This is a genomic window from Micromonospora sp. NPDC047753 (assembly GCF_040642735.1).
Lineage (GTDB): Bacteria > Actinomycetota > Actinomycetes > Mycobacteriales > Micromonosporaceae > Micromonospora.
The window spans coordinates 1-6,959 of sequence record NZ_JBEYSL010000370.1 but is presented as its reverse complement, the minus strand read 5'-3'; the positions used below and the strand labels follow the sequence as shown (position 1 = coordinate 6,959).

5 protein-coding genes are annotated in these 6,959 nt (G+C 69.6%); 3 read left to right on the top strand and 2 right to left on the bottom strand.

The window, feature by feature from the left end; genetic code table 11:
• Positions 1 to 411 (bottom strand): citrate/2-methylcitrate synthase (locus tag ABZ749_RS25665; protein WP_357232148.1); only part of this gene is annotated, 411 nt, incomplete at its 3' end.
• A complete protein-coding gene (locus ABZ749_RS25660; protein WP_357232145.1) occupies positions 408 to 1,598 on the bottom strand; it encodes a CoA transferase in 1,191 nt (396 codons plus the stop codon). The genes ABZ749_RS25660 and ABZ749_RS25665, both read right to left, overlap by 4 nt.
• Positions 1,599 to 1,782: 184 nt before the next feature.
• On the opposite strand from ABZ749_RS25660, the gene ABZ749_RS25655 reads away from it, so the two are divergent.
• The 3 genes from ABZ749_RS25655 to ABZ749_RS25645 form a co-directional block, all read left to right on the top strand.
• Positions 1,783 to 3,267, top strand: a complete 1,485-nt coding sequence (locus tag ABZ749_RS25655) for an aldehyde dehydrogenase family protein (RefSeq protein ID WP_357232142.1) — start codon at positions 1,783 to 1,785, stop codon at positions 3,265 to 3,267.
• Complete coding sequence (locus ABZ749_RS25650; protein ID WP_357232139.1) at positions 3,264 to 5,039, top strand: thiamine pyrophosphate-binding protein; 1,776 nt, start codon at positions 3,264 to 3,266, stop codon at positions 5,037 to 5,039. Before ABZ749_RS25655 ends, ABZ749_RS25650 begins: the two co-directional genes overlap by 4 nt.
• Before the next feature lie 42 nt (positions 5,040 to 5,081).
• The coding region (locus tag ABZ749_RS25645; protein ID WP_357232136.1) for a PQQ-binding-like beta-propeller repeat protein at positions 5,082 to 6,959 on the top strand (1,878 nt) is incomplete at its 3' end.

Below are 6,959 nucleotides of genomic sequence, written 5' to 3'. Positions count from 1 at the left end.
ACGATCGGCGTCGGCCTCGTCCGTAGCCTCGCGCGTGATCTCGGCCAGCAGGTCCATGCACTGCTCGCCGGCTCCACCGTGCACGTCGCCCAGTAGGTTCACCGCGCTCGCGACCGCGTTGTTCAACCCGACGCCGCAGGTGGCGGCCATCCGGGCGACCGCTATCGACGGAGCGTGCGGACCATGGTCCACCGACGACACCAGGGCGGCCTCGAGCAGCTTCTCCTCAGCCGAGGTGGGTACGTCACCCCGGAGCATCAGCCAGATCATGCCCGTGAAACCGAGGTGGCCGATCAGGTCCTGGATCGGCCGGCCGCGCAACTCGATCACATTGGGTTCGATCCGGGACACGGCGGTGGACCACCAGTCCGACACGTCCTGGACCGTCGGGGCGGCACGTTCGTCGTTCATGACACGGTCTCCTCGTGGGCGGGAGTGTCGGCATGCTTCGGTGCGAGCTGCTCGTTGTGCTCGCCCAGGAGCGGCGGCGGCGCCTCCGGGTGGAGCGGTTGACCGTTGATGAGCACACCGTTGCCGCTGACCCGCAGGGTGCGGTTGGGGTCGCCCGGGAACTCCAGGTCCGTGAAGAAGCCACGATGCCGAAGTTGATCGAGCCGGACCGCCTGTGGCACCGTCAAAATGCGCGCTGCCGGCACGCCCGCTGCCGAAAGCGACTGCTCCCACTCCAGGGCCGAACATCGCTGCAGGGCGGAGTTGATCTCCCGGTTCAACTCCGCGCGGTGCGCCTTGCGTGCCTCCCGGTCGGCGAATCGCTGGTCGGTGACGAGGTCGGTCCGGTCGATCAGCCGGCACAACGTCTCGAACTGGGTCTGCCGGTTGGCGGCGATGTTGAGCGGGCCGTCGGCGGCGAGGAAGGTTCCCGATGGTGCGGCGGTGGCGTTCTGGTCACCCATCGGTTCGGGTGGGACGTCGCTGACGAGATAGTTGGAGGCCGCCCAGCCCATGGCCGACAGCGATGCCTCCAGCATGGAGACGTCGAGGAAGACGCCCCGGCCGGTGCTGGCCCGACCGGTGAGCGCCGCGCAGATCGACATCGCGGCGACCAGACCGCCGATCGAGTCGGAGACCGGAAAGCCGACGCGCAGTGGCGCCGTCTCCGGCGTGCCGGTGATGCTCATCATTCCGGACAGACCCTGGACGATCTGGTCGTACGCCGGAGCCTGGTTCATCGGTCCGGACTGACCGAAGCCGGAGATGGCGCAGTAGACGAGTCGCGGGTTGATCCGATGCAGGGTTGCCCAGTCGAAGCCGATCCGGGCGAGCACTCCGGCGCGGAAGTTCTCGAGCAGTACGTCTGCGTCCTGCAGCATCTCGTGGAACGTGGCCTGGTCGGCCGGATCCTTGAGGTCCAGCTCGACCGACTTCTTTCCGGCGTTCTGGGCGAGGAAGGACGCGCCGATTCCAGCCCGGTTGAGCGCCGGCTCGGGGCCGAGTCGACGGGCCAGATCGCCCTGACCCGGCTTTTCGATCTTGACGACCTCTGCCCCGAGCAGCAGTAGCTGATAGCTGCAGTACGGTCCCGCGAGAACGTTGGTCAGATCCAGGACCCGTACGCCGCGCAGCGGTCGGTCGTCCATGCGTTGCCCCTCGGTCGTGTGGGTGGCCCCGGTGGCCCTGTCGTGCCGTCGTCATGCGGCCGTCATGCCTCGGAAAGGGTTTGACACCGGCCTATTGCCAGGAGACTTTGCTGCCCGTACGTTACACGTAGTCCATACAGCGGTCCAGAAGTGCCACATAGTGGTTTAAGTGTGAGGAGCTTCGATGCTCGACAACCTGCTTCGGGTCAGTCCGGCAGCCGTCCCGGCCGGGTGTCTGATCGCAGGCGAGTGGCTGACCGAGGGCGAGACGGTCGATCGGGTCGGTCCGTGGGCGCGACGGGTCGTCAGCACGGCCCGACAGGCGGGCGACGACGACGTGGGCACCGCCTTGGCGTACGCGCGGCGCGGTGCCAGAGCGGTCGCCAGGATGTCGCCCGCCGCGCGGGCGCAGGTGCTGGAGAGGGCCGCCACCGCGGCGCTCACCCACCGTGACGACCTGGCCCGACTCCTCGCCCTCGAACTCGGCAAGCCCCTCAAGGACGGCCGTGGTGAGATCGATCGAGTGGCCGACACGTTCGTCGTCTCGGCCGCCGAGGCACGGCGCATCGGAGGTGAGGTGCTGCCGGTCGCGGGCTGGCCCCGAGGTGTGGGCACCACGGCCTTCACCCATCGGGCACCGGTCGGCGTCGCGTTGGCGATCACGCCCTTCAACGCTCCGGCGAACCTGCTCGCGCACAAGTTGGCGGCGTCGTTCGCGGCCGGCAACACCACGCTCGTGAAGCCGCCGCCGCAGGCCCCGGCGATCTCCACCGCGATCGTCGCGCTCCTGCTCGACGCCGGGTTGCCCCCGGAGGCGGTCCAGGTCCTGCACGGCGCCGGTCGCGTCGGCGGTGCGCTGTGTGCCGCCCCGGAGGTGGCCGCGGTCAGCTTCACCGGCAGCGCGGCCACCGGCGCGGCGGTCGCCCGTGCGGCCGGTGCGAAGCGCCTGGTCCTGGAGTTGGGTGGCAACGCGGCGACGATCGTGTGCGAGGACGCGGACGTGGCCACGGCGGCCCGGATCTGCGCGGCGACCGGTTACAGCAACTCCGGCCAGAGCTGCGTGTCGGTGCAGCGGGTCTACGTCCACCGTGATCGCTACGACGAGTTCCTCGACAGCTTCACCCGGGAGGTGGAGAAGCTGTCGGTCGGCGATCCGCTGGATCCGTCGACCGACGTGGGGTCGATGGTCGACGATCAGGCGGCCGAGCGTGTCGTCGCCTGGGCGACGGAGGCCGCAGCGGCCGGGGCGACCATCACCGTCGGCGGTCGCCGCAGCGGCGCCACGGTGTTTCCGACTGTTGTCGCGGCTCCGCCGTCGGATGCGCGGTTGGTCCGCGACGAGGTGTTCGGTGCGGCGGTCAGCGTGCTGGCCTACGACGATTTCGACGACGTCCTGGCCACCTGCAACGACAGTCGGTACGGCCTGCAGGCGGGCCTGTTCACGCACGACGTCCGTCGGATCATGACCGCGTGGCGCGAGCTCGAGGTCGGCGGCCTCGTCGTCAACGGATCGTCTAACTTCCGGCTCGACCACGTGCCGTTCGGCGGGGTCAAGGATTCCGGCTTCGGCCGTGAGTCGCCGCGCTGGATGATCGACGACTACACCGTGGTCAAGACACTACTGCTCCGGGACATCTCCCTGTTCGGTGACGAGGAAGGAACGCGATGAGCGTCGACGAGACCAGCCGTACCAGCGTGGCCAGCGAGACGGTCACGGCTGCCGAGGCGCTGGTGGCGCAGCTCGAGTCGTACGGCGTCGAGTATGTCTTCGGCACCTGCGGGCACACCAACATCGCGCTCCTGGACGCCATGGCCGGCAGCGGCATCACATTCGTCATCGCCCGTCACGAGCAGGCCGCGGCCCACGCCGCCGACGGTTACGCCCGGGCGACCGGCAGGCCGGGCGTCCTGCTGATGCACGTCGGCCCCGGGATGACCAACGCGGTGACCGGCGTGCTGACCGCGGCGCTGGACTCGGTGCCTCTGGTGGCGATCAGCGGCGACGTTCCCTCCTACTATCACGGTCGACACCCGCACCAGGAGGTCAACCTCCACAACGACGCCGACCAGACGGCGATCTACCGGCCCTTCGTCAAGCGGGCGTGGCAGGTGCACCGCGTGGAGGACCTGCCGCGCTACATGGAGCGCGCCTTCTGGACCGCCACCTCCGGGCGCCCCGGCGCTGTGCTGTTGAGCGTGCCGATGGACCACTTCTCGCGTCCGGTCCCGCCGACCAGCGCCACCGCATACCCGCTCGCGGCCCAGGAACGACCAAGCCTGCCGACCGAGGTCGTCGAGCGCATCGCCGACCTCCTGCTGGCTGCCGAGAAGCCACTGGTGTACGTCGGCGGCGGCCTGCGGCGCGGGGTCGCGGCGGACGCACTGCGGTCCCTTGTCGAGCATCTCGACATCCCGGTCGTGCATTCGCTGATGGCCAAGGGAACCCTCCCGGACAGCCACCCACTCCTGCTCGGCATGCCGGGCTTCTGGGGCCTGGAGATGACCAACTCCTACACCCGCGAGGCTGATGTCGTCCTGGCGCTGGCCACCCGCTTCGCCGAGACCGACGCCAGTTCCTGGGACCGCCGTTACACCTGGCAGTTCCCACCCAGTCAACTTGTCCAGATCGATCTGGATCCGGCGGAGATCGGCCGCAACTACCCGGTCACCATCGGTGCGGTCGCGGACGTGGCGCACGCCGTGCCGGCGATCGAGGCCGCTGTTCGCCAGCGGCAACCCACCCCACGGACCCGGGCAGGGCTGCGGGAGACCATCACGACCACCCGGCAGACCCTGTTCCGGGACAGCCAGCAGCGAGGGACCAGCGCGAACTTCCCGCTGCGACCCGAACGTATCCTCGCCGACCTCCGCACGGTCCTCCCGCCGGACGCGTACCTCGTCACCGACGTCGGGTGGAACAAGAACGGGGTGGCGCAGTGCTACGAACTGCCGGAGCAGGGGCGCTTCATCACGCCCGGCGGCGCCTCGACGATGGGCTTCGGACCGGCCGCCGCCGTCGGGGTCCAGATCGCCCGACCGGACAGCACCGTGGTGGCCCTGATCGGTGACGGCGGGATGGGAGCGCAGTTGCCAGCCATCCCGATGGCCGTCGAGCAGGGCGCCCCAGTGATCTTCGTGGTGATGAACAACCGTTCCCACGGCACCATCTCCGACCTGCAGGCAGCGAGCTTCGGCCGCAGCTACGGATGCGACTTCGTCGGGCCGGACGGTCTGCCCTACAGCCCGGACTTCGCCGCGTTGGGCCGCGCCTGCGGCGCGGACGGTTACACCGTCGACAGCGCCGATGCCTTCCGAGAGGCGCTCGGTGCCGCCGTCGCCGCGCGCCGTCCGGCGGTGCTGGACGTGCCGATGGTCAACGAACCTGTCCCGACCCCGGGGCACTGGAACATCAAGGACATCTACCAGGGAATCTTCGAATAGCAACGGTCGGCGTCGAGACGCGGCCGAGGAAAAGGTGACCGGATGACCCAGATCGATCGGAGAAACGTACTCAGGGGAGCGGGCCTCACGGTGGTGGCGGCCGGGGTCGGATCGACCGCTGCGCCGGCCGCGGCCACGGCCGGCGGGGGATCCGGCGGCGGCCGGTGGCCAGCGGCCGCCGACCTCGCCCGCTTCGACACCCCCGGCGACAAGGACTTTCCCAAGGTCGGGGGCAACCTCGGCAACCAGAACTACACATCGCTGCGCAGCATCAACAAGGGCAACGTCCGCCGGTTACGGGGCGCCTGGGTCAACCGGATCGAGGGCGGCCTCGCCAGCGGCAACAGCCAGAGCACGGCCGTCGCCGTCGACGGGGTGCTCTACATCGAGTCGGCGCCCGGCAACCTGATCGCGGTGGACGGGGTCACCGGGCAGACCAGGTGGCGCTACGACCAGACCCGGGGCGCGGTGACCCGGCGCGGCGTCGCCGTCGGTGGCGGGTACGTCTTCACCAAGTCCAACGAGAACTACGTGGTCGCCCTGGACCAGCAGACCGGCCAGGTCGCCTGGGAACGTCAGATCAACGGTTACGGCAACATCGAGAAGGTCGCCGTCGTCTACCACGACGGTCTGCTCTTCTGCGGCACCAACGACGGCCCGCGCGGCGCAGCCCTCGCCCTCGACGCCCGCAACGGCGACGTCCGCTGGCACTTCTGGGGCACTCCTGGGCCGGGCGAGTTCGGCAACGACACCTGGGAGGGCGACTCCTGGGCGGAGGGCGGGGCCACCCCCTGGATCCACCCGGCCGTCGACCCGGAGCTGGGCCTCAGCTACTGGACGTTCGGCAACGCCCGGGGCAACAACTCATCCCAGGACGGCTCCCAACGCGGGGGCATGAACCTCTTTGCCAACTCCATCGTCGCGCTCGACCTCCGTACCGGCGCGTACCGGTGGCACTTCCAGTCGGTCCACCACGACATCTGGGACATGGACAACGTGATGTCCCCGGTGCTCGCCGACGTCCGTATCCGGGGGCGCGAGCACAAGGTCGTCGTCTACGGAAGCAAGTCCGGCATGTTCTTCATCCTCGACCGGGTCAACGGGACCGCGCCGCTGGGCATCATCGAGCGGCCGGTGCCCCAGGAGCCGCGCCAGAAGACCTGGCCGACCCAGCCCTTCCCGCGACAGGGCGGCTGGACCGAGCAACGGATCGTGGACCAGCCGCTGGGCACCTCCGTCCCGGGCGACCCCAACCGGGCAGTGCCCAACTACGTCCAGGGCGCGCTCTACGACCCGCACTGGGAGACGCCGATCCTGTCGATCCCCGGGCACGGCGGCGGCGCCGACTGGTCGCACCTGTCGTTCAGCCACCGCACCGGTTTGGTCTACACCGGCTACGGGTACGTGGCTGCCGCGCACTCGCTGACCGAGAGCAGCAACGGACTGCGGCCCCCGGGGGAGTACCAGACCGGCGGCGTCGTGGCCGTCGACGTGAGCACGAACACCGTGAAGTGGAAGCACCGGATGCCGTACTCGCTGGCCCATGGCAACGGCGTGCTCAGCACGGCGAGTGACCTGTTGTTCATCGGCCAGCCGGACGGCAACCTGCTGGCGTTGGACGCGCGCAGCGGTCGAGAGGTGTGGCGCTTTCAGACCGGCGCGGCGATCAGTTCCAGTCCGATCATGTACCGGGTCGGCGACAAGGAGTACCTCGCGGTCTACGCCGGTGGGACCAGCATCCCGTACGGGAACTCCGCCCCGCGCGGTGACTTCCTCTGGGCGTTCGAGATCGGTGGAGCGCTCGGCCCGGTGCCCGCGCCACCCGCGCCGGTGATCCGTCGGCCGGTGACCGGCGGCCCGGTCGAGGGTTCGTCAGTGAGATCCCGGGTGCCGCCAAGCGGATCGGCGACTACCCGCACC